Annotated in this window: 19 protein-coding genes and 1 tRNA gene; 6 read left to right on the top strand and 14 right to left on the bottom strand. The window is 66.8% G+C overall.

Annotation, left to right across the window (positions count from 1 at the left end; genetic code table 11):
* Positions 1 to 357: 357 nt before the first annotated feature.
* Together araD1 and SP6_RS11635 are read right to left on the bottom strand one after the other, a co-directional pair.
* Complete coding sequence (gene araD1 / locus SP6_RS11630; RefSeq protein ID WP_007404721.1) at positions 358 to 1,350, bottom strand: AraD1 family protein; 993 nt, start codon at positions 1,348 to 1,350, stop codon at positions 358 to 360.
* 73 nt (positions 1,351 to 1,423) lie between these two features.
* The gene (locus SP6_RS11635) at positions 1,424 to 2,947 is read right to left on the bottom strand and encodes an aldehyde dehydrogenase (NADP(+)) (RefSeq protein WP_007404803.1); all 1,524 of its coding nucleotides are present in this window, start codon (positions 2,945 to 2,947) and stop codon (positions 1,424 to 1,426) included.
* Between the two features lie 152 nt (positions 2,948 to 3,099).
* On the opposite strand from SP6_RS11635, the gene SP6_RS11640 reads away from it, so the two are divergent.
* Positions 3,100 to 3,840 carry a FadR/GntR family transcriptional regulator gene (locus SP6_RS11640; RefSeq protein ID WP_007404853.1) on the top strand — a complete coding sequence of 247 codons (741 nt, stop codon included), beginning with the start codon at positions 3,100 to 3,102 and terminating at the stop codon, positions 3,838 to 3,840.
* 53 nt (positions 3,841 to 3,893) lie between these two features.
* Here the strand turns inward: SP6_RS11640 and SP6_RS11645 are convergent, their stop codons facing one another.
* Genes SP6_RS11645 through SP6_RS11655 form a run of 3 tightly spaced genes read right to left on the bottom strand, consistent with a single transcriptional unit; the run spans position 3,894 to position 6,731 of the window.
* Complete coding sequence (locus SP6_RS11645) at positions 3,894 to 4,757, bottom strand: SMP-30/gluconolactonase/LRE family protein (RefSeq protein WP_037568399.1); 864 nt, start codon at positions 4,755 to 4,757, stop codon at positions 3,894 to 3,896.
* Between the two features lie 28 nt (positions 4,758 to 4,785).
* Positions 4,786 to 5,571, bottom strand: a complete 786-nt coding sequence (gene xylB / locus SP6_RS11650; RefSeq protein WP_007404738.1) for a D-xylose 1-dehydrogenase — start codon at positions 5,569 to 5,571, stop codon at positions 4,786 to 4,788.
* A gap of 14 nt (positions 5,572 to 5,585) precedes the next feature.
* Positions 5,586 to 6,731 carry a fumarylacetoacetate hydrolase family protein gene (locus tag SP6_RS11655; protein ID WP_037568397.1) on the bottom strand — a complete coding sequence of 382 codons (1,146 nt, stop codon included), beginning with the start codon at positions 6,729 to 6,731 and terminating at the stop codon, positions 5,586 to 5,588.
* 152 nt (positions 6,732 to 6,883) lie between these two features.
* Here SP6_RS11655 and SP6_RS11660 point away from each other — a divergent pair, with 152 nt between their 5' ends.
* A complete protein-coding gene (locus tag SP6_RS11660) occupies positions 6,884 to 7,297 on the top strand; it encodes a SpoIIAA family protein (RefSeq protein ID WP_126053323.1) in 414 nt (137 codons plus the stop codon).
* A gap of 38 nt (positions 7,298 to 7,335) precedes the next feature.
* On the opposite strand, the gene SP6_RS11665 is transcribed toward SP6_RS11660, so the two are convergent.
* Both SP6_RS11665 and SP6_RS11670 read right to left on the bottom strand, forming a co-directional pair.
* The gene (locus SP6_RS11665) at positions 7,336 to 9,129 is read right to left on the bottom strand and encodes an IlvD/Edd family dehydratase (RefSeq protein ID WP_007404733.1); all 1,794 of its coding nucleotides are present in this window, start codon (positions 9,127 to 9,129) and stop codon (positions 7,336 to 7,338) included.
* 13 nt (positions 9,130 to 9,142) lie between these two features.
* Positions 9,143 to 10,237 (bottom strand): aldose epimerase family protein, encoded by a 1,095-nt coding sequence (locus SP6_RS11670; protein WP_007404752.1) that lies wholly within the window; start codon positions 10,235 to 10,237, stop codon positions 9,143 to 9,145.
* Positions 10,238 to 10,420: 183 nt separating this feature from the next.
* Here SP6_RS11670 and SP6_RS11675 point away from each other — a divergent pair, with 183 nt between their 5' ends.
* The gene (locus SP6_RS11675) at positions 10,421 to 11,731 is read left to right on the top strand and encodes a sugar MFS transporter (RefSeq protein ID WP_037568393.1); all 1,311 of its coding nucleotides are present in this window, start codon (positions 10,421 to 10,423) and stop codon (positions 11,729 to 11,731) included.
* Positions 11,732 to 11,867: 136 nt separating this feature from the next.
* Positions 11,868 to 12,479: a DUF1826 domain-containing protein gene (locus SP6_RS20105; RefSeq protein ID WP_158005310.1), complete on the top strand. Its 612-nt coding sequence runs from the start codon at positions 11,868 to 11,870 to the stop codon at positions 12,477 to 12,479.
* A gap of 7 nt (positions 12,480 to 12,486) precedes the next feature.
* Here SP6_RS20105 and SP6_RS11685 read toward each other — a convergent pair whose 3' ends face one another.
* From SP6_RS11685 to SP6_RS11705, 5 genes are read right to left on the bottom strand one after another with little or no spacing between them, the layout of a single operon-like run.
* A complete protein-coding gene (locus SP6_RS11685; protein ID WP_007404713.1) occupies positions 12,487 to 13,647 on the bottom strand; it encodes a copper resistance protein B in 1,161 nt (386 codons plus the stop codon).
* Entirely contained in the window at positions 13,644 to 15,425 is a 1,782-nt protein-coding gene (locus tag SP6_RS11690; RefSeq protein WP_007404743.1) for a copper resistance system multicopper oxidase, read from the bottom strand. Before SP6_RS11690 ends, SP6_RS11685 begins: the two co-directional genes overlap by 4 nt.
* Before the next feature lie 32 nt (positions 15,426 to 15,457).
* A complete protein-coding gene (locus SP6_RS11695; protein ID WP_007404762.1) occupies positions 15,458 to 16,030 on the bottom strand; it encodes an RNA polymerase sigma factor in 573 nt (190 codons plus the stop codon).
* Positions 16,031 to 16,040: 10 nt separating this feature from the next.
* Positions 16,041 to 16,484 (bottom strand): periplasmic heavy metal sensor, encoded by a 444-nt coding sequence (locus tag SP6_RS11700; protein WP_037568391.1) that lies wholly within the window; start codon positions 16,482 to 16,484, stop codon positions 16,041 to 16,043.
* Positions 16,481 to 16,765, bottom strand: coding sequence for a hypothetical protein (locus SP6_RS11705; RefSeq protein ID WP_007404714.1), 285 nt, complete (start codon positions 16,763 to 16,765; stop codon positions 16,481 to 16,483). The genes SP6_RS11700 and SP6_RS11705 overlap by 4 nt, the downstream gene beginning before the upstream one ends.
* A gap of 208 nt (positions 16,766 to 16,973) precedes the next feature.
* Between SP6_RS11705 and SP6_RS11710 the strand changes: the two genes are divergently transcribed.
* Positions 16,974 to 18,050 (top strand): glycosyltransferase, encoded by a 1,077-nt coding sequence (locus SP6_RS11710; RefSeq protein WP_007404707.1) that lies wholly within the window; start codon positions 16,974 to 16,976, stop codon positions 18,048 to 18,050.
* A 205-nt stretch (positions 18,051 to 18,255) separates the two neighbouring features.
* Here SP6_RS11710 and SP6_RS11715 read toward each other — a convergent pair.
* Positions 18,256 to 18,330, bottom strand: a tRNA-Val gene (locus SP6_RS11715).
* A gap of 44 nt (positions 18,331 to 18,374) precedes the next feature.
* A complete protein-coding gene (cpdR, locus tag SP6_RS11720; RefSeq protein WP_007404811.1) occupies positions 18,375 to 18,752 on the bottom strand; it encodes a cell cycle two-component system response regulator CpdR in 378 nt (125 codons plus the stop codon).
* Positions 18,753 to 18,852: 100 nt separating this feature from the next.
* Here cpdR and SP6_RS11725 point away from each other — a divergent pair, with 100 nt between their 5' ends.
* Positions 18,853 to 19,722, top strand: a complete 870-nt coding sequence (locus SP6_RS11725) for an N-formylglutamate amidohydrolase (protein ID WP_007404847.1) — start codon at positions 18,853 to 18,855, stop codon at positions 19,720 to 19,722.
* Positions 19,723 to 19,919: the final 197 nt, after the last annotated feature.

The raw sequence follows: 19,919 nt of genomic DNA on the forward strand, positions 1-19,919 counted from the left end.
AACACCTCTTCAACCCCGTTCCCAGGGCCCCAAGTGCGCCGATCTGTCGTGACTGCCTCGGTCAACCCCGTGGGCCACCGCTGCGGTGAAACCCCTCTAGGCGGGTCCCCACGGCCGGTCAACAAGTGATTTTCATTTTTCCGTAAAAAACTAAGAAATCCTCATAAAATCATATGTTTGCCCGCATGATTGCGGCGCGTTACGACTGGAACCTTATCGGCTGCGCGGCGTAGCGAGCCGAATCAACCGGCCTGGAATCGCAGAATCATCGGAGAATCGGACCGCCGGATACACCAAGGGCGCCCTCCCCACTTGGGAAGGACGCCCTTGGTGGCATTCCGTTTCAGAATCGGGCGATCAGAGACGCCCGACCGTCACCGGCTTGTCCTGGGTCCGGGCCAGCGGATTGGCGAGCGGCAAGGTGAAGGGCGCCGCCGCGATTTCGAACACATCGCCTTCCTGCGTCCGGACGCCATCCGCAAAAGACAGGGTCGCGGTACCGAAGAAATGCACATGCACGTCACCCGGACGGCGGAACAGCGCATATTTGAAGTGATGATGCTCGAGATTGGCGAGGCTGTGCGACATGTTCGCCTCGCCCGACAGGAAGGGCTTTTCCCACAGCGTCTCGCCGCCCCGGACGATCTTGCTGGTCCCCTCGATGTGATCGGGCACCTCGCCCAGCAGCAGCTCCGCACCCAGCGCGGCGGGGCGCAGCTTGCTATGGGCAAGCCATAGATAATTGTGCCGCTCGGTCACATGGTCCGAAAACTCGTTAGCGAGGCACAGACCCAGCCGATGCGGCGTGCCGTCGGGTCCGATCAGATAGATGCCCGCCAGTTCGGGCTCCTCACCACCATCCTGTGCGAAAGCGGGCATTTCCAGCGCGTCGCCGGGGCCAACCAACTGCGAGCCGTCGCCCTTGTAGAACCATTCCGGCTGCTGGCCGACCTGGCCTTCGCCCGGCTTACCGCCCTCGACGCCTTCCAGGAACATACGCATCGAATCGGTCTGGTGCGCGGCGGCCGCCGCATCGCGGTGCATCTTGTCACGGCCCTCGGCCGAGCCGAGATGCGTGAGGCCGGTGCCGGTCATGACGCAGTGCGCCGGGTCTTCATGGTCGATCGGCGCAATCAGATGGCCCGCCGCCAACTCGGCCGTGAGGTCGACACTCCCGCCCTCCCCGCAGGCCAGCGCGGTGTCGAGCAGCGACTGGCCGCCCGCAATAGCGCGCTCGGCCAGCGCGATGACGGTTTCCACGCCCGGCACAAAGGCCGCTTGCTCTCCCCGTGCCAGAATGACCGAACGGGTGCCGTCGGGTGCGCGATGCTGCAACAGGCGATCCGCCATGAATTCCTCTCCCCTTATCGTCTCTTCAACAAAAAGGGGCGCGTTCCCGGTCCGGAACGCGCCCCGTCATTCCTCAGCCCGGCTGGCCGTCGACCAGACGGGGCAGCTTACCCGCCGCTTCGTCCTTCAGATCCTCGGGCAGGAGCGCCGCGCTGAGGTTCTGATAGGACACCGGCCGCAGATAGCGGTCGATCGCCAGGCTGCCGACCGAGGTCGTGCGCGCGTCCGAAGTCGAGGGGAACGGGCCGCCATGGACCATCGCATGCGCCACCTCGACACCGGTCGGCCAGCCATTGGCGAGGATACGCCCCGCCTTGCGCTCGAGTACCGGCACCAGCCGTGCGGCCATGTCGGTATCGCCCTCGTCCATCTGGATCGTCGCGGTCAGCTGGCCCTCGGCCGCCTTGAGCACCGCGATCAGTTCCGCCTCGTCACGGCAACGGACCAAGATCGACGACGCGCCGAACACTTCATGGCCCAGCGCCTCGTCGGCGAGGAACGCTTCGGCCGTGGTCTGGAAGAAGGCGGCGCGACCGGCGGTGACGCCCTCGCCCACCTTGCCCTGCGCGACCGTTTCAACCTTGGCGTGGCTCGCCAGCGACTCCGACGCCTTGGTATAGGCGGCGTGGATGCCCGGCGTCAGCATGGTCTGCGCCGCTGCGTCGGTTAGCGCGGTGCGTGCGGCCTCGACGAACGCGTCCAGCCCTTCGCCCTCGATGGCGAGCAGCAGGCCAGGATTGGTGCAGAACTGACCGGCACCCATGGTCAGCGAGCCGACAAACGCGGTGCCCAGCGCCGAACCACGGGCCTTCAGCGCCTCGGGCATCAGGACGACCGGGTTGATGCTCGACATTTCGGCATAGACGGGGATCGGCACCGGCCGCTCCTGCGCGATCTTGACCAGCGCCAGGCCACCGGCGCGCGAGCCGGTAAAGCCTACCGCCGTGATGCGCGGATCGCGGACCAGCGCACCGCCCAGCTCATTGCTCGGGCCGGTTAGATGGCCGAACACGCCCTTGGGCAGGCCGCAGGCTTCGACCGCCCGCTCGATCGCAGCGGCGACCAGCGCGCCGGTCTGCGGATGGGCGGGGTGGCCCTTGACGATCACCGGGCAACCGGCGGCCAGCGCCGAGGCGGTATCACCACCCGCGGTCGAGAAGGCGAGCGGGAAGTTCGAGGCACCGAACACCGCGACGGGGCCGAGCGGCACCATGCGCAGGCGCAGGTCGGGGCGCGGCAGCGGCTGGCGGTCGGGCATGGCCGGATCAATACGGACCTGAAGATAGGCCCCGGCGCGCAGCACCTTGGCGAACAGACCCAGCTGGCCGACCGTGCGGCCACGCTCGCCCTCCAGACGCGCGCGCGGCAGGCCGCTCTCGCGCATCGCGGCTTCGATCAGTTCGTCACCGATCGCCATGATCTCGGCACCGATCTTGTCGAGGAAGACGGCACGCTCTTCACGGCTGGTGGCGCGGTAGACGTCGAACGCCTCCTCTGCGGCCGCGCAGGCCGCGTCGACATCGGCCGGTCCGTGGACTGCGAAAGCGTCGCCCACCGGCTGACCGGTGGCGGCGTCGATCGAACGGAAATCGGTCATAGGGGAAGCTCCTTTATATTACTCCGACATATTAGTTTGACGGAGCGATGGCAATGTTAAAGGTTGTGCGCAAAGATGGGGGCGGAGAGGTACAAGCGATGAGTGACAGCATGACGAACGGGGACGCACCGCCTGAAGCTGCGGCGGATAGGATGGCTGATATAAGGTCGGAGGAGTCCGCCCCCAAGGCCAGGCGCGGCACCGGCCGCCGCCTGCACGGCGCGATCGCGCACAAGCTGGGCGCCGCGATCGTCTCGGGCGAATATCGCCCTGGCGACACACTGTCGGGGGAGGTCGCCTTTTCCGAGGCGCTCGACGTGTCGCGCAGCGCGTATCGCGAGGCGGTGCAGGTGCTGAGTGCCAAGGGGCTGGTCGAAAGCCGCCCCAAGACGGGCACCCGCGTCCTGCCGCGCAATCGCTGGAACTTGCTCGACCCCGATGTGCTGGCCTGGGCCTTTTCGGGCGAGCCGGACATCCACTTCGTGCGCAGCCTGTTCGAACTGCGCGCGATCGTCGAGCCGGCCGCCGCGCGGCTGGCGGCCGAGCGGCGCGACAAGGCGGACCTGAAGGAGATGCGCGACGCGCTGGCCGCCATGCGCCGCCATACGCTGGCGACCGAGGCGGGGCGGACGGCGGACCGCGAGTTCCATAATGCGGTGCTGGCGGCAACGCGCAACGACGCGCTGGTTGTGCTGACCGCCAGCATCGGCGCTGCGGTCGCCTGGACCACCCAGTTCAAGCAGCGGTCGCGCGCGCTGCCCCGCAATCCGGTGCCCGACCATGTGAAGGTCTATGACGCGATCGCGGCAGGCGATGTTGAGGGGGCGGGAGAGGCCATGCGGCTGCTCGTCGATCTGGCGCTGGAGGATACCCGCAGCGCCATGGAGGGATAAGAAGGCCCGCCCCCGGCGGGAGCGGGCCACCCGAGACGCCGGGTTCGGCAAACTCAGATCGCGGCGCGGTGCACCGGCTTGGCGGGAACGGTCACGCGGAAGGTGAAGATGTCGCCCGCCTGGACCTGCTCGGCGAGCTGCTCGTCCGACAGGCCCTGCCGCGCGGTGGTGGCATAGGCGGTGCGGCCATCGGGACCGCCCAGCGCGACCTTGGTGATGTTCGACACGGGGAAGCGCACCTCGTCGGTCATGACACCGTCCGGGCCATAACGCCGCGCGGCCGATCCGCCGAAAAAGCCGACCCACACGCCGCCCTCGGCATCGCAGATCGCGCCATCGGGATGGCCGTCCGCATCACCGAAGCGCGCGAACTCGGTCGCGGGGCCCAGCGTGCCGTCGGCCAGGATCGGATGCGCCAGGATCACCTTGCCCAGCGTATCGACATGATAGAGCGTCGAATCGTCGGGAGAGATGGCCGGGCCGTTGGTGATGCACACCGCATCGGCATTGGTCAGCGTGACCAGACCGGCCGCCCATTGGAACAGGCGCCCCGACAGCGACGTCTCGTCATTGTCCATGGTGCCGAACCAGATTCGGCCTTGCCCGTCGACACAGGCATCGTTCAGGCGATTGGCGGGCAGATGCGCGTCGACCTCGGCGAGCCGCTCGAAGCCGCCGGTCGCGGGATCGAAATGATGCGGGCCGGACTTCAGCCCGGCGACGAAACCGCCGCGCTGCGCCGGCACGACCCAGCCGACCATTTCGGGCGAGGCCCAGTGATCGAGCGTGCCCGCCACCGGATCGTGACGGTAGATGCGCTGCTGCTTGATGTCGACGAACCACAAAGCGTCATCGACCCAGATCGGGCCTTCGCCCAGCGTCGCACCCACGGTCAGGCAATGTTCGGCCTGCTGCATCACTCTCTCCTTGGTCTCGCCCGGCAGATCAGCGCCAACCGGCGTCGATGAAATAATCGTGGCCCGTGCACATCTTCGCATCGTCCGAAGCGAGGAACAGCACCAGCGCCGCCACGTCCGACGGCTGGATGCGCCCGTCGAGGCACTGGGCCGCGACGATCTCCGCCTCGCCTTCGGGTGTGTACCATTTTTCCTGGCGCGGGGTCTGGACGTTGCCCGGCACGATGGTGTTCACACGGATATTCTCGCGCCCCAGATCGCGGGCGAGGCTGCGAGTCAGTCCCTCGATCGCCGCCTTGCAGGTCTGGTAGAGGACCAAGTCGTTCAGACCCAGATGCCAGCTAATCGATCCGAAATTCAGGATCGCGCCGCCGCCGGCCCGCTTCATCGCGGGGATCACCGCTTGCGCGGCAAAGAACTGGTGACGCAGATTGACGTTCAGCCGCTCGTCCCAATAGGCCGGGGTCACGTCTTCGATGCTGTGGCGATCGTCATTGCCCGCATTGTTGACGAGGATGTCGACGCCGCCCAGCGCCGCTTCCAGATCGGCGAAGATCGTCTTCAGGCTGTCGAGATTGGTCAGGTCGCAGCGGCGATGGACCGGCGCGTGCCGGGCGTCGCCCGACAACCGATCGACCAGTGCCTGACTCGCATCCTCGGCGATGTCGACAAAGGCGACGCGGGCGCCCTGCGCGACGAACGCCTCGACCAGCCCCTCGCCGATGCCCGAACCGCCGCCCGTTACGATGACGCGCTTGTCGATCAGGCTGGGATAGCGGGCGGTCAGGTCCGCCGCGCTGGTCGTCTGCAACATCTCATCGGACTCCGTCACAACAGGCCGCGCTTGGCCAGATTGCGCATCAGATCGCCCAGACCGAAGGTCCAGGCCGGGGCATCGGCGCTCGTCATCACCGGATTGACCAGCGTGCCGAGACGCGGGTTGGAGATGACGACGGTATCGCCGACCTTGTGGGTAAAGCCGCGACCGGGCTCGTCGCGGTCCTGGGTCGGCGCGAACAGCGTACCGAGGAACAGGACCAGGCCGTCGGGATAATGATGCTCGCTCAGCGCCTGGCCGAGCAGATCCTCCGGATCGCGGCTGATCTGGTCCATCGAGCTCGCACCCTCCAGCACATAGCCGTCGGTGCCAGTGATGGTCAGCTTGACCTCGCTCGACCGGACATCGTCCATGGTGAAGCCGTCGTCGAACAGGCGGACGAGCGGTCCCAGCGAGCAGGAGGCGTTATTGTCCTTCGCCTTGCCGAGCAACAGCGCCGAGCGCCCCTCGAAATCGCGCAGGTTGACGTCGTTGCCCAGCGTCGCGCCGACCGCACGCCCATGCGCATCGGCGACCAGCACCACCTCGGGCTCCGGATTGTTCCAGGTCGAGTCGGAACGGACACCAACCGGCATCCCCCAGCCCACGGTCGAGAGCACCGGCGACTTGGTGAAGATTTCCGCGTCCGGGCCGATCGCGACCTCCAGATATTGCGACCACAGCCCCTCGGCGATCAGCGCATCCTTGAGCTGCGCCGCCTCGGCCGTGCCCGGCACGACCGAACGGATATTGCCGCCCAGCGCCTCTTCCAGCGTGGCGCGCAGGCCAGCCGCCTTAGCATGGTCGCCGCGCGCGCGCTCCTCGATCACCCGCTCCAACGCGGACACGGCAAAGGTCACGCCCGCCGCCTTCACGCATTGCAGATCGATCGGCGAGAGCAGGCGGTTGGTCGCCCCTTGCTCCGGCGACAGGTCGAGATCGGCGAGTTCGCCCAGCATCTCGCCCTGTGCGGCCTCGACCACCCCGCCGGCCAGCAGCGCCGAGACGGTGGGTGCCACGCGGCTCATGTCGAAGACCTGGCCATTTTCGACCAGAATCGGGCAAGGTCCCTCCCCCCGATCGATACGGCCGACAAAGCGGCCCGCGCGCCAATCGTCCGGCAACGCCGCGATCAGCTTGGTGGAATTGCTTGCCATCTATCCTCTCCGCAAATTTTGTTAGCGGTATCGATTGCCGTCCGATCCAGGTCAAGAGGCCAGGGATGATCCGCCCGCACAGAACCCGCATCCTACATCAAATGCCCGGCCTTTGGCCTGGAAAATACATGGATTGGTATTAACCATTATGCTTGCTCGGTCATGCTATCGCGGGACCGATGCTGACCGCCTTTGCCGTTGAAGACCCGTCCTTTTCGTTGACGATCGATCATCGTCACATCGTGCGCGTCCGCGTGCATGGCGGCCTGTCGCCCGCGATCATGGCCCGCTTCTGGCCCGCATTCGCGCCCGCCATCGCCGAGTCGCGCCGCGGGCGGGGCCATGGCAAGGTGATGGTCGATCGTCGCGGCGCGCCGACCCCGACTCCCGACACCGTGGCGATGGTCCGCGCCGGCATGGCGATCCATTATGCCCCCGACGACCGGCTGGCGATCGTCGTCGACTCCACGCCATTGAAAGCCCAGATACGCCAGCAATATGCGCTGAAGCATCGGGAAGCCTTTCTCTCGCGCGATGCCGCCCTGGCCTGGCTGGAGAATAACTGACCGGCCGGCGGGTTCGTCCGCCGGCCGGCCCATCACCATCAGTGATTGTCGCGCGGCAGGCCCTGGGTCTGGGCGATGCGCTGATACTTCTCCGCGCCCTCCAGAATCGCGCCGCTGGCCATCTGGCCGACGACCGAACGCTGGATTTCCTGCCACGGGGTCTGCGAAGCGGGGTATTTATACCCGCCCACCGCCGCCAGCACCTTGCGACGCTCCGCCAGTTCCTCTTCGGAGATCAGGATATTGGCGGTGCCCTTGTTCAGGTCGATCCGCACCCGGTCGCCGGTTTCGAGCAGCGCCAGGCCACCCATCGCTGCCGCCTCGGGGCTGGCGTTCAGGATCGAGGGCGAACCGCTCGTGCCCGACTGGCGCCCGTCACCGATGCAGGGCAGCGAGTGCACGCCCTCGGTGATGAGGTATGCCGGCGGGCGCATGTTGACGACTTCCGCCGCCCCCGGATAGCCGATCGGCCCCGCGCCGCGCATGAACAGCAGCGTTTCGGGCGTGATACCGGTCGCGGGATCGTCGATCCGGTGGTGATAATCCTCCGGCCCGTCGAACACGACCGCAGGGCCTTCAAAGGCATCGGGATCGTCCGGGTTGGACAGATAACGATCGCGGAACTCGGGCGAGATCACGCTGGTCTTCATGATCGCCGCGTCGAACAAATTGCCCGACAGCACGATGAAGCCCGCCTCTTCCTTCAGCGGCTGCGCGAAGGGACGGATCACCTTCTCGTCCTCGATCGCCTTGCCACGGCAATTGTCGCCCATGGTGCGGCCGTTGACGGTGATCGCGTCCTCGTGGATCAGTCCCTGCTCCATCAGCTGGTTGACCACGGCGGGGACACCGCCGGCGCGGTAATAATCCTCGCCCAGATATTCGCCGGCGGGTTGCAGGTTCACGAGCAGCGGGATCTTGTGCCCCTCGGTCTCCCAATCCTTGACCGGCAGGTCGACACCGATGTGGCGCGCGATGGCGGCAAGGTGGATCGGCGCGTTGGTGGAGCCGCCGATCGCCGAATTGACCTTGATCGCGTTGTGGAAGGCTTCCTTGGTCAGGATGTCGGAGGGCTTCAGATCCTCCTGCACCATCTCGACAATGCGCTTGCCGGTCAGATAGGCGACTTCCTGGCGATCGCGGTACGGCGCGGGAATCGCGGCTGAGCCGGGCAGCGACATGCCCAGCGCCTCGGTCAGCGAATTCATCGTCGTCGCCGTGCCCATGGTGTTGCAATAGCCGGTCGACGGCGCCGAGGAGGCGACCAGGCGGATGAACTCCGCATCGTCGATCTCACCCGCCGCCAGCATCTGGCGCGCCTTCCACACGATGGTGCCCGAGCCGGTCCGCTCGCCCTTGTGCCAGCCATTGAGCATCGGCCCGACCGACAGCGCGATCGCGGGGATATTGACGGTGGCAGCCGCCATCAGCGCCGCCGGGGTGGTCTTGTCGCAACCGATGGTCAGCACGACCGCATCGAGCGGATAGCCGTACAGCACCTCGACCAGGCCGAGATAAGCCAGGTTGCGATCGAGCCCGGCGGTCGGGCGCTTGCCGGTTTCCTGAATCGGATGGACCGGGAATTCCAGCACGATGCCGCCCATCTCGCGCACGCCCTCGCGCACCCGCTCGGCCAGCACCAGATGGTGGCGGTTGCAGGGCGACAGGTCGGAACCCGTCTGCGCGATGCCGATGATCGGCTTGCCCGACTGAAGCTCCTCCAGGCTGAGGCCGAAGTTCAGATAGCGCTCCAGATAGAGCGCGGTCATGTCGATATTCTCGGGATTATCGAACCAGGCGCGACTGCGCAGCTTCGTGGGCGTGTCGGTCATATCAGGCTTTCAATCAGCGAACGGTGGAGAAACGGTAGATCATGGTGTGCCGATAGGGCTTACCGGGATCGACGCGGGCAGAAACGAAATCGGGTTTGTTGGGCGAGTCGGGGAATTTCTGCGGCTCGAGCGCGATGCCGTCGCCCATGCGGTACAGATGCCCCTTCTTGCCGACATAGGTGCCGTCGAGGAAATTGCCCGTATAGAATTGCACGCCCGGCTCAGTCGACAGCACTTCGAGCACGCGGCCCGAGGCGGGGTCCTCCAGCCGTGCGGCAAGCTGCGGCGTGGCGGTCAGCCCCTTGTCGAGCGCGAAGTTGTGGTCATAGCCTTGGCCATAGCGGATCTGCTGGTCATTGCCGTCGCGGATACCGTCGGCGACCACGCGCGGCTGACGGAAGTCGAAGACCGTGCCGGCGACGGGTGTCCGTTCGCCGGTCGGGATCAGCTTGGCATCGACCGGGGTATAGGCGCTCGCCGGGATGGTCAGCTTGTGGAAGGTCGCGCCCAGCGGCGAGCCTTCGCCGTTCAGGTTGAAGATCGCGTGGTTGGTCATGTTGATGACCGTCGGCTTGTCGGTGTTCGCGACAAAGGCGATGGTCAGCGCGCCCGCCTCGTCCAGCGAATAGGTGACGGTGGCGTCGACCTTGCCCGGATAACCCTGATCGCCATCGGGGCTGGTCAGCGCCATCACCACGCTGGCGGTCGGGCCGTCCTTCATCGAGACGATTCGCCACAGATGCTTGTCGAAGCCCTTCGTCCCGCCATGGAGCGAATTGGTCTTGTCGTTCTGGGTGAGCTGGTAGCTGCGCCCGTCGAGCGTGAAGCGGCCGCCGGCGATCCGGTTGGCATAGCGGCCGACCGTCACGCCGAAGAAGTTCGGATGGTTCACATAATCGTCGGCCTTGTCATAGCCGAGCAGCACATCGGCCGTCTTGCCGTTGCGGTCGGGGGCCATAACCGATTGAAGAGTCGCGCCATAGGTCAACACGCGTGCCGACAGCCCCGCCTTGTTGGTCAGGGTCACCGCCTCGATCGCGGCACCGTCGGCCAGTTGCCCGGCGGGCGACCGCTTGGCCTCGCTGGCCAGCGCCGCTGTCGAAGTCATTACGGTCGTTACCGCTACCAGGGTTAAAAAGCTCTTGATTGACGCCCTCGACATGCCTCATCCCTCCGTCGCCAGACGCCATTGACGCGCCTTTTGCGTCACTATAGTCAGACAAAATACCAGGAGCAAGCGGGGCGCACAGAAGTTTTCGTGACGCCGCCCGCTCTTAAGGAGAGGATTGCCATGGCCGCACCCGTTGTTTCCCGCGCCGCCGGCGCGCCAGCCGCTGCGGGAGGGGCGACCAATTACCGGTCCGCGCTGACGCTGCTGGCCAGCCTGTTCTTCATGTGGGGGTTCATCACCGTCATCAACGGGACGCTGCTGCCCCATCTGCGGAGCGTGTTCGACCTCAGCTATTTCCAGGCTTCGCTGATCGAGAGCGTCTGGTTCATCGCCTATTTCTTCGCCTCCATCCCCTCGGCCAAGCTGATCGAGCGGATCGGATACCAGAAGTCGCTGGTGACCGGGCTGCTGATCATGGCGGCGGGCGCGGTCGGCATGATGCTGGCGGCGACTTTGCCCTCCTATGGCGTCACCCTGCTGATGCTGTTCGTGATCGCCAGCGGGATCACGCTGCTGCAGGTCGCGGCCAATCCTTATGTCGCGGTGCTGGGCCCGGCGGACACCGCATCGTCGCGCCTGAACCTGGTGCAGGCGATGAACTCGATGGGCACGATGCTGGCGCCGCTGTTCGGCGCCTATCTGATCCTCGGCCGTTCCAAGGGCGGCACGGCGGAGGCCGGCAGCGTCGCGCTGACCCAGGCCGAGCGGCTGGCGGACGCTCATGCGGTGGTCCTGCCCTATGGCCTGGTCGCGGTGGTGCTGGTGGTGCTCGCCTTCGTCATCGCGCGCTTCCCGCTGCCCGCCATGGGGTCGTCGACCAGCCGAGTCGCCAAGGAGGAGCGCAAGAATCACTCGCTGTGGAAGCATCGCAACCTGGTGTTCGGCATCGGCGCGATCTTCATCTATCTGATCGCCGAGATCGGCGTCGGCAACCTCTTCGTCAACTTCGTCAGCCGGCCCGACATCGGCAACATGACGACCGAGGCCGCGGGCCGTTACCTGACCCTGCTCTGGGGCGGGATGATGGTCGGCCGCTTCGTCGGCTCGGCGATCATGCAGAAGGTGCCGGCCGGCACCGTGCTGGCGGTCTTCTCGATCGGTGCGTTCATCGTGATGCTGGCGACCGTCTTCACCACCGGCCCCGTCGCCATGTGGTCGCTGATCCTGGTCGGCCTGTTCCACTCGATCATGTTCCCGACCATCTTCACGCTGGGCATTCGCGGCCTCGGCCCGCTGACCGAGGAAGGCTCGGGCCTGTTGATCATGGCGATCGCCGGCGGCGCGCTGGTCGCGGTGCATGGCTGGCTGGCCGACCATTATGGCCTGCAGCAGTCGTTCCTGCTGACCGCCGTGTGCGAGCTCTACATCCTGTTCTACGCGGTCTGGGGATCGAAGCCGACCAACGCCTTCCCGGATGAAGACGCGAACTGATACCCGCCTTTATCGGTGAGACACGGAAAGGGGCGGCGTCGCGAGACGTCGCCCCTTCCTGCATGCGGGGCATCGCCTTTCGCCACACCCATTGATATGGTACGTTACACCATATCAAATAGTGATGAGTTGCTTCGTGTCCTCCAGTCTCGATACGCTTTCTGCCCCGCCAGCCACCACCATCTTCGACCATGTCCGGATCGGCACCGATGCCGAAGCGCTGGCGGCGATCCACGATCCGGCGGTGACGCTGGCCGTGTGGCAGCGCCCGCAGAGAATGCCTGCCCCCGACCTGTCCTCGCTGCCCGCGATCCGCTTCGCCGCACCGGCCGGACAGGTGGCGCAGCGGCTGGAGGAATATTGGGCGGCGCTCGCGCCAGAGCCTTGGCATGCAGCCCTGACCGAGGATGTCGCGCAACTGGCCGCGCTCTATGCCAGGCTCGCCGCCGAGCCGCGCGTCGAGGTGCGGCTGGAGCGGATCACGGGCAATGGCTGCTGGAAATTCCATGCCGATTATGTCGCGCTGCGCCTGATCTCGACCTATTGGGGCGAGGCCACGCAGTGGCTGCCGCAAGGTGCGGGTGCCGATACCCCGCCCCGCGCGCTGGCGGCCGGCGATGTCGGCATGTTCAAGGGGCGGGCACTGGCCGACGACCGGGCGATCATCCATCGGTCGCCGCCGATCGCGGAGAGCGGCGGCGACCGCTTGCTCCTCGTCATCGACACCGAATGGGAACAGGCAGACTGATCCCGCCTCAGAACCAGGTTCGGATGCCGAGCGCCAGCGCCGCACCGCCACCGCGCGCCGGGCCATAGCGGCGTTCCCAATTCACCCCGACATAGGGCGCGAACTCACGGGCGATCTCGTACCGGAGCCGGAGCCCCAGTTCGAGGCTCGACACGCCTGCCACGATCCGCTGCTCGGGCACGTCCTGCGCCGCCAGATTGATCTCGACCCGGGGTTGCAGGATCGCCCGCTGGGTCAGCCGCTGATCGACCCAGGCCTCGGCCCGGCCGGTCAGTTCGCCCTGGTCCGACAGGAACAGCGCGCCCTCGACATCGAACCAATAGGGGGCGAGCCCCTCGACCCCGATCACGGCATAGGTGCGGCGCGCGCCCGCCCCGACATCCTGACGCAGGCCCGCCTGGAGATTCCAATAGGGATCGATCGCGCGGGCATAGAGCGCTTGCACCTCGGCCGCACCGATCCGACCACCCAGCATCCCCTCGCCCTCGGTCTTGACCACCAGCCGGTGGATGTCGCCGCCAAACCAGCCCTCCCCATCCCAGCGATAATTGTCGCGTCCGTCGCGGACTTGGATCTCGGCCAGGTTGAACAGAATCTGCGAGAAACGCATGCCGCCATGTTCCTGCCGCATACGCGTATCGGCGGCGGCCATGGCGGCGGGGTCGTAAAAGCGATCGGCCGCGCGGGTCGTGGGGGCGGGCGGTGGCGGTGCGGTGCCGACGGGGCCCTCGTCCATCGCCATGCCGGGCATCGCGCCGTGATCCATGCCGGCGTGATTCATCCCTCCATGCCCCATGGCGGCGTGATCCATTCCGGTATCGCCCTCCGCCCCCTGCTCGCTTCGGCAATGGCCCATGGCTTCATGCTCCGGCGAACAAGCGGGTGCCGTCATGCCGGGCATCGGATCGGGCTGCGGCGCGGCGGGCTGGCAATGCCCCATTGCGGCATGTTCGGCTGAGCAGGCCATGCTGGCGGACGGCATCGCAGGATGTTCGTGCATTGCGGGCGCGGCACGCGCGGCACGCGGCTTGGCCACCACGTCCTTGGCCTTGCCCTTTGCCGGCTTGGGCCGTGCCGCGACCTTGGGTTTGGCGGGCATGGGCATCGCCATGCCGGGCATCATGCCGTGATGCTGGGGCTCGGCGAGCAGCAACGCGAAGAGGATCATGCCGCGTCCCCCTTCGCCGCATCGGGGCGCACCGTCACCACCTGCATCATCCCGGCATGCATATGATAGAGGAGATGGCAGTGGAACGCCCAGTCGCCCTCGGCATCCGCAGTCAGGTCGAAACTCACCTTGCCCCCCGGCGCGACATTGACCGTGTGCTTGCGGGGCGCATGATCGCCATGCCCCGTCACCAGCTCAAAGAAATGGCCGTGCAGATGGATGGGATGGGCCATCATCGTGTCGTTGACCAGGGTCACGCGCACCCGCTCGTTCAGGCGGAAGGGAATGGGCGCGGTGACGGCGTTCAGCTTCACGCCGTCGAACGCCCACATATAGCGTTCCATATTGCCGGTCAGGTGAATGGTCAGCGCGCGCGACGGGGTGCGCCGGTCCGGATTGGGGGCCAGGCTGACGAGATCGCGATAGGTCAGCACCCGGTGCCCGACATCGCCCCGCCCCTGGGGCGGCTCCCCCGTCCGATCGACCGGCATCGGCGCGACCGTCTGCACGACCGGCGTGCGCGGCAGGCCGGGGGCGTTGGCGAAGTCGCGCATCTTATGGCTCATGCCGCCATGATCCATCGGCATGGCGCCACCCATCGGCTGGCAATGCCCCATCGCGGCATGCTCGGGCGGGCAGGCGCCGCCGCCGCCGCCGCCATGGTCCATGCCCCCCATGCCCATATCCTTCATCGTCGCCAGCGGCCGGGGGCGTAGCGCGGGGACCGCCGCCACCATCCCCATGGCCGGCGCCAGCGTAGCGCGCGCCATGCCCGACCGATCCCAGCTCTCGGCGACCAGCGTATAGGCGCGGGGCTCAGGCGGGGTGACGATCACGTCATAGGTCTCGGCCACCGCGATCTGGAGTTCGTCGACGGTGACGGGGCGCACATTCTGGCCATCCGCCTGCACCACCGTCATCGCCAGGCCGGGGATACGCAGATTGAAGATGGTCATCGCCGAAGCATTGACGATGCGCAGCCGCACCCGCTGTCCCGCCACGAACAGCCCGGTCCAATTGTCCCCCGGCCCCCGCCCATTGACGAGATAACGATAAGTCGAGCCGGTCACGTCGGACACGTCGCTCGGGTCCATCCGCATCGCCCCCCAGCGTAAGCGCTCCTTCAACGGCTGGTCGCGCCCGGCCAGCAGTCCGCCGATGGTCTGCTTCTGATAGTTGAAATAGCCGCCCTGGAGTTTCAGCCGGCGAAAAATGGCGTGGGGGTGCAAGGCGCTGTGGTCGGACAGCATGACAACATGCTCGATATCCGCCGCGACCGGATCGGCGCCGGCCGGGTCGATCACGATCGGGCCGTACAGACCCTCCTGCTCCTGCAGGCCCGAATGGCTGTGATACCAATAGGTCCCCGCCTGGACGACCGGAAACTCATAGGTGAAGCGGCCGCCCGCCGGGATGCCCGGAAAGCTGATCCCCGGCACCCCGTCCATCTGAAAGGGCAGCAACAGCCCGTGCCAGTGGATCGACGTCTCCTCGTCCAGCGTGTTGACGACGGTGATCCGCGCCCGCTGCCCCTCGCGCAAACGGATCAGGGGAGCAGGCGCCGAACCGTTGATACCGATCGCGTGATAGGGCTTGCCATCGATCATCATATGCTGACGCCCGACGGTCAGCGTGATCTCGGGCCCTTGAAGCTCGACGCGCGGCGACAGGCCATGGCCATGATTCTGCGCCCAGGCGGGGAAGGCGGCCAGCGTGCCAAGGCCGACACCACCGGCGAGCAGATCACGACGGCGCATCACGGTCGGAAGATCGGTCATGCCCTCTTATACGCGCGGAAGCGCCCGCCCCCTCACTCCATCGCATCGCGCAAGGCGGCGCGGGCTCGGCGGACGCGCAGTTCGATCGCCTTGGCACTCAGCCCCAAGGCCTCGGCGGCCTCGCTTTGACTGAGCCCCTCGATCGCGCACAGGATCAGCGGCGCGCGCAACGCCTCCGGCAGCGCATCAAGCGCGGCCAGAGTGCGGCTCAACGATTGCCGGTCGATCGCCGCCGCCTCGCTGCCGACCCGGTCGTCGGCGACCTCCGCCGCCGTCTCGATGGGCAGCACCCGCGCCAGCATCGCGCGCACCCGCCGCCGCCGCGCCCAGTCCCGGCATTTGTTGAGCGCGATCCGGCTGAGCCAGGCGCGCAGCGAGCGAGAGGTGTCGAAGCGTCCCAGCGCGGCATGTGCGGCGACGAAGCTGTCCTGCACCAAGTCCAGCGCCTCGTCGGCATCGCGGACATGCGTCAGGATCAACCGGTACAACGCGCCCTTGTGCCGCGTGACGATCGCAGCATAGGCCAGCGCCTGCGCGCTCGCATCGCCATCCCGCGCCAGGGCGACCAGATCGCCATCGGGCAACCCCGCATAGTCACGGCTCACCAGCCCTTGCTCACCGGCCCGTATCGGTCAGCTTGGCGACCACCAGCCGGTCGAAGGTCGCCGCCTGATCGGGGCGCAACACGCGGCGCATCGCAAAGACATGCGTCAGCGTCGCTTTTTGCAGATCGCCCATACTGTGGTGGACAGCATCAATTGCCTGGGTGACGCGCGGGCCGTCGCGATGCTCCGCCTCGATCGCCGCCGCCAGCCGGGCATTGTCGCCGCGCAGCCGGGCGTCCAGCACGGCACGGGTCGCTGCGAACTGCGCCTCCAGCCGATCGAGCGCGACCGTCTGGGCGGGGTCGAGCCGGATATCCCGGTGGATCAGCATATGGATATCGCTCGCCGCCGGCGCGGCGGGCATCAGCAACCGGCATCCGATCGCGACCCCAGCCAGCGCCGCGACGAATGCGATCACCAGCGTCAGCGCATAGCGCCGCACCGCCCCGCTCATCGGCCGAGCAACAGCGTGGAAGGCGCGAGCCCGGCGTCGAGCACCATCGCGATCCGCTCGGGTCGCTCGCGCGCTTCACCGCGCGCGCTCATCACCCCACCGCCGGCCAAACCCAGCAGCAAGGCGCCGATACCCGCCATCGCCATCCCGCGCCCCGACACGCCGCCCGTACCGGGACTGGCGGCGATGGCGGCGGCCACCCGGTGCTCCAGATCATCCAGCGCGGTCGGCGGCGCGGGCTGCGCCAGCAGGGCAAGGTCGTGGTCGAGCGGATCGGTCATGTCCCCACTATACGCAGGGATCGGCCCTTTCCCTCATCCCTCTTGCTCGCCGCTCCCGCCGCGGGCCGTCGTTCCACCATGGGACAAGGCTCGATTGTCGCACCGCAACATGGGGGCCGCCCCCACGGCAAAGGCGCTTATGACCATCATGACGTCACCGATTCGGGGAAATCGGTGCGGGGGTTCACGTCGGGAAAGGGATTCGGCCATGCACGTCCAGCCAGGGGCCAAGCCGCTGATCATTCTGGCCCAAGCCGCCGACGCGGTCTCGGGCGAAAATCCCTATACCAAGCTGCTCTATGCGGGGATGGAGGACCAGAATATCGTCGTGCACCCCTATTCCCGACGCTCGCTGGTCGCGCTGCGCCCGGACATCATCCATGTCCATTGGCCCGAATTCCTGGTCCGCTGGAACGCCGGCACCGCCAAGGCGGCGGCCGATGCGGCCAAGGAACTGGCGCTGCTGTGGCTCGCCCGGCGGCGCGGCGCGAAGCTGATCTGGACCGCGCATGACCTGGGCGCGCATGACCGGCCCGATGTGGGCAAGCTCTATGCCCGCTTCACCGCCGCCTTCAACGCGATGGTCGACCGGATCATCAGCCTCAGCCCCGCCGCGCTGGTCGCGGTGCGCAAGCATTATCCCGCCATCGCCCAGGTTCCGGCCGATATCGTGCCACATGGCCATTATATCGGCTATTATCCGGCGACCCCGGCCACCCATCCCGGCCTGGCCGCCGCGCGCGACGCGGTGCCGGGCAAGCCGACCTATCTGATCTTCGGCCAAATCCGCCGTTACAAGAACGTCACCGGCCTGATGCAGGATTTCGCCGAGACGGGCACTGATGCGCAACTGGTGATCGCCGGCGAGATTCGCGGGACCGAGGAATTCCGCGAGGAGGTCCTGACCAAGGCGGCCGAGACGCCCGGTGTCCACCTCATCCCCGATCGCATCGCCGACGCCGATGTCTGGGCGCTGCACGACATGGCCGACGTCATCGTCCTGCCCTATGCGCAAGGCTCGGCGCTGCATTCGGGCGCCGCGATCCTGGCGCTGTCGCTGGGCAAGCCGATCGTCGTGCGCGACACACCGACGATGCGCGATCTCCAGGCGATCGTCGGTGCCGACTGGGTCGCGCTGTTCAACGGCACCCCCAAGGACGCGCTGACCTCGGCCGCTGCCCTGCAAGCGGCCCCCCGCGCTGCCGCACCCGACCTGTCCGCCCTCGAGCCCGCGCTGACCGCGCGGCAGACGGTGGCCTGCTACCGGGCAGCGCATCAGGCCTGAGACGCCGGCATCGGAACGCTGCGGGTGAACCTCGACAAAGTACAGGCTGCGGACCAGCGGTAGCCGGCTGTTGGCCGTCAGCGTGTCACGCGCAATGTGGGGTTTGTGTCAGGACTGCATCGCAGGGCGACTGCACATGGTTTAGCCGCAAAACGACAGATACTAAAAAGCCCCGGAAATCCGAAGATTCCCGAGGCTTTTTGAGTGGTGGGCGTGGCAAGGATTGAACTTGCGACCCCTGCGATGTCAACACAGTGCTCTACCACTGAGCTACACGCCCGCCGGAGGCCGGCCAATTAGCAGGTTGGTCGGGGCTGACAAGCCCTAAATTGCGCCATCGACCGAATCCGCGTGAAAAAGTCTGTCCACCTCCATCACTAGGTCACGCAAGTGGAAAGGTTTGGACAGGACGCGGGCGTTGGGCATGGCCTCGCCGGCCTTCAGGGTCACCGCAGCGAAGCCGGTGATGAACATCACCCGCAGGTCAGGCACCAGCGCGGCGGCGCGCTGGGCCAGCTCGATACCATCCATCTCGGGCATCACGATGTCGGTCAGCAGCAGGTCGAAATGTTCGGTGTCGAGCAGCGGCAGCGCGGCGGTGCCACGATCGACCGCCGTGACGCGGTAGCCCGAGCGGGTCAGCGCCCGGGTCAGATATTCGCGCATGACCTCATCATCTTCGGCCAGCAGGATGTGAAGCATGTCGTGATCCCGATTCATCTTGGGCACCAGTTTAGCGAGAGGGCGGTTAAGATTTCCAGACCATTGCCGGGCTCGGTTTCCCACCATAGGATCATCGGCGATGGCCAGCCCCTCCCCCGGCGCGAGTTTCGAGAGCCTGGGCACCGCAAGCCCCGCCGGTCCGGTGGTGATTTCGGTGCCGCATGGCGGGCGCGATTATCCGTCCGCGCTGGTCGAGGCGCTGCGGGTGCCGCTCGGCGCGATCATGGGGCTGGAGGACCGGCTGATCGACCAAGTGGCCCAAGCCGCGCGCACCGACGAGCCGATGATCGTGCAGACCCGGCCGCGCGCCTGGATCGACCTGAATCGCGACGAGCGGGACCGCGATCCCCTGATCGACGCCGGCGCTCGGGTGAGCGGTCGGGGGTCGAGCAAGGTGCGCAGCGGGCTGGGCCTCGTCCCGCGCCGCATCGGCGGGCATGGCGATATCTGGACGCGGCGCTTTACCGATGCGGAGATCGTCGCGCGGATCACCACCGACCATCGTCCCTATCATGACGCCCTGTCGTCCTGCCTGGCGGCGGTGCGGGCGCGGTTCGGGATGGCGGTGCTGCTCGATCTCCACTCGATGCCGCCGCTGGGATCGGCCGAAAGCCATCCGCGCATCGTGATCGGCGACCGGCACGGCATGACGGCGGGAATAGGCTTCGTTCGCCGCTGCGAGGCGACCATCCGCGCTGCCGGTATCGCGGTGACACGCAACGCACCCTATGCGGGCGGCCATGTCGTCGAGCGGCATGGCGACACAAGGCGCGGCATTCATGCCATCCAGCTAGAACTGGACCGCTCGCTCTATCTCAATGCTGCTCTGGAGGCCCCCGGCCCCGGCTTCGACGCGACGGTCACCTTGGTCCGCCAGATCATCGCCGCGCTCAGCGCCGAAGCCCTCGCCCAGCCCCAGCCCCTAAGCCTGCCGCTCGCCGCCGAATAAAAAACCACCTCGCGCAAGGGGGAGAGCGCGAGGTGGCCAAGGTTCAGGGAGGAGACACGCTGAAAGCGTGTCATACGACATCGCGAAAGGGGGGACACGACGTCGTACAGGATATAAATAGGAGAGGGCCTATTTGGTTCAACCCCACCCCCGGCAATTCGTCATTTTTTCGTAACGGGTGGTGGGGCATACGGAAA

The organism is Sphingomonas paucimobilis NBRC 13935 (assembly GCF_000739895.2).
GTDB lineage: Bacteria > Pseudomonadota > Alphaproteobacteria > Sphingomonadales > Sphingomonadaceae > Sphingomonas > Sphingomonas paucimobilis.